Source organism: Parapedobacter sp. GCM10030251, from assembly GCF_042666505.1.
Lineage (GTDB): Bacteria > Bacteroidota > Bacteroidia > Sphingobacteriales > Sphingobacteriaceae > Parapedobacter.
The window spans coordinates 1-2,749 of sequence record NZ_JBHTDN010000030.1 but is presented as its reverse complement, the minus strand read 5'-3'; the positions used below and the strand labels follow the sequence as shown (position 1 = coordinate 2,749).

The 2,749-nt window shown below is 44.7% G+C and carries 4 protein-coding genes; all 4 read left to right on the top strand.

Annotation, left to right across the window (positions count from 1 at the left end):
* A partial coding sequence (locus ACFQRK_RS23835; protein WP_379010925.1) for a fatty acid desaturase family protein occupies positions 1-900 on the top strand: 900 nt, incomplete at its 5' end.
* Positions 813-1,016 carry a fatty acid desaturase gene (locus ACFQRK_RS23830; RefSeq protein WP_379010927.1) on the top strand — a complete coding sequence of 68 codons (204 nt, stop codon included), beginning with the start codon at positions 813-815 and terminating at the stop codon, positions 1,014-1,016. The genes ACFQRK_RS23835 and ACFQRK_RS23830, both read left to right, overlap by 88 nt.
* A gap of 18 nt (positions 1,017-1,034) precedes the next feature.
* Entirely contained in the window at positions 1,035-2,123 is a 1,089-nt protein-coding gene (locus ACFQRK_RS23825; RefSeq protein WP_379010924.1) for a 3-oxoacyl-ACP synthase III family protein, read from the top strand.
* 222 nt (positions 2,124-2,345) lie between these two features.
* Complete coding sequence (locus ACFQRK_RS23820) at positions 2,346-2,537, top strand: cold-shock protein (RefSeq protein WP_379010923.1); 192 nt, start codon at positions 2,346-2,348, stop codon at positions 2,535-2,537.
* Positions 2,538-2,749: the final 212 nt, after the last annotated feature.

The window sequence follows — 2,749 nt, the reverse complement described above, 5'->3', positions numbered from 1 at the left end:
GAAAAGAATCAGCTTTCACCTTATGCAAATACAACCATGTGGATAAAGACATACTTCATGTTACTGCTTTACGTGGTGCCCTATGTCCTGATGGTTACGGGCCAGGCAGCTGGTAATTATTGGCTGTATTTCGCGCTTTGGTTCCTGATGGGGTGGGGAATGGTAGGCATAGGCACGGCAGTCATGCATGATGCCAATCATGGAACCTACTCGCCCAATAAAAAAGTAAACAGTCTGATCGGACACATCCTGGAGATCGTGGGTGGTTATTCGGCAACATGGAAAATCCAGCACAATCTATTGCATCATACCTACACCAACATTGAAGGTTTAGATGATGACATCAGTAGCATCAAATTGCTGCGCTTTTCTCCGCGGCAGCCCTGGTATTGGTTCCATCGTTACCAATATCTTTTCGCATGGTTTTTTTATATGAATATGACCCTTTTCTGGATGACGGCAAAGGACTACCTGCAGATTATACGCTACAAAAAGCATGACTTGCTGGTCAATCAGAAAGTTTCTTTTGGCCAGGCCATATTCCGCATTACCATGTACAAGCTGTTTTATTACGGGTATATACTGGTCCTGCCGATTTTATTTTCCGGCATGCCCTGGTACTTGGTATTGGCCGGATTCCTGCTCATGCATTTTACTGCAGGGTTATTCCTTTCCTGTGTTTTCCAGCCATCGCACATCATGGAGACATCCGCCTTTGCAGCACCTGTCAAATCGGAAGGAAAGATGCACATGGAAGATAGCTGGGCAATACATGAATTGGGCAATACGACTAACTTTGCACCAAGAGCCGAATATTATCCTGGTTTATTGGGGGCCTCAATTTTCAGATCGAACACCACCTCTTTACGGGAATCTGTCATGTTCATTATCCGAAAATAGCACCGATTGTCAAATCAACAGCCTTAGCATTCGGGCTGCCTTATCACGAGCAGGAAACATTTATGAAAGCCCTGCTCCTGCATGCAAAAATGCTAAAGCTCCTTGGAAAGGAATAATTCAAATATCACAACGCGATGGATCATCCGACTTATGCCGTTATTGTTGGAAGCGGCAGTTATATTCCGACCAGAAGAATACGAAACGGAGATTTCCTTGAACATGCCTTTTATGATCAGGATGGTACTAGACTGAAAAAAATGAATGCGGAGATCATCGGGCAATTTGGCCGGATTACCGGTATCCAGGAAAGAAGGTACGTGACCGATGACCTGGTAGCGTCTGACATTGCCGCATTCGCCGGACAGGACGCGCTGGTGTCCAGTGGGATCGACGGGGAAACACTGGATTATATCATCGTTGCCCATAACTTTGGCGACATCAGAGCAGATAACCGCAGAAGTGAATTTGTGCCGGCATTGGCATCCCGGGTCAAGCATCGTTTAACTATCAAAAACCCGTCAACCATCGCCTATGATTTGCCTTTCGGTTGTGCCGGCTGGCTACAAGGTGTGATTCAAGCAGATACTTACATCCGCAACGGCAGTGCCAAACGGGTATTGGTCATCGGAACTGAAACACTATCACGGATCTCCGATCCGCACGATCGGGATAGTATGATCTACGCCGATGGAGCCGGAGCTATTGTCTTGGAAGCCAGGCAGAATGACACACCGGTGGGCGTGCTGAGCCATGCCACAAAGTCTTACGCCGCCGAACTGGCCTATGTATTACGCATGGGCAAATCTTCCAATCCTGAATACGGCCATGATCACCTGTTTCTCAAAATGAATGGCAGGAAGCTATACGAGTATGCGTTAAAAGCCGTGCCACAAACCATGAAGCAGTGTCTTGACCAAGCGGGCCTAATAGTCACGGAAGTCGATAAAGTGCTGATCCATCAGGCAAATGAAAAAATGGACGAGGCGATCCTGAGGAACCTATTTGAACTATACGACCTGTATAGCTCGCCGAAGGACATGATGCCCATGACGATTTCATGGCTCGGGAACAGTTCTGTAGCAACATTACCCACTTTATACGACTTGATGCATAAAGGGAAATTAATTGATCAAGTCCTGAAGAAAGGAAGTGTGATTGTATTTGCTTCCATGGGCGCCGGCGTGAATATGAATGCGGTGACCTATAAAATACCTGCCCCTTAACCGTCTGCTTCCATTATCAGTGTCGCGCAGGTTTCCGCTTGTGCAAAAGGTGTTGCATATTTTTACTATATCAAAATATGGTGTCTTGCAGCATCCACCAACTTCCGCGGTATACTTGGGAGTATACGATCTCGCTCGACCGAAATAAAAAACGCTGAATTACAATATTTTATTCTTACCTTTAAGCCAATTAATAATTCAATTAATTTTTATTCAAAAGCCATGCAAGAAGGCGTAGTAAAATTTTTCAATGAGACTAAGGGTTTTGGTTTCATCACCCTCAAAGACGGTGGACGAGAGGTATTTGTTCACTCTTCCGGGTTGAAAGACCAGATCCGCGAAAATGATGATGTTTCATTTGAAGTCGAGCAGGGCCAGAAGGGCCTCAACGCAGTAAACGTAAAATTGAATTAATTTTCTATTTTTCAGATATTGTATGAAAACCGCCAGGGCTAATCCTTGGTGGTTTTTTTTGTTCTTTCCACACCGCGCTTGCAGGGTGCAACCAGATCTTAGTTACTTACTATTTACAGTTGATGAAATTTAATGATGTAAATTGGAATAACTTGTTTAAAAAGTGTAATACATGACAACGCTTACACCTGGTTGAGCACAGGTATTCAGAA

Excerpts from the sequence above, each read along its gene's own strand:
- ACFQRK_RS23825 (WP_379010924.1), top strand. The coding sequence starts at position 1,035 with ATGGATCATCCGACTTATGCCGTTATTGTTGGAAGCGGCAGTTATATT.
- ACFQRK_RS23820 (WP_379010923.1), top strand. The coding sequence starts at position 2,346 with ATGCAAGAAGGCGTAGTAAAATTTTTCAATGAGACTAAGGGTTTTGGT.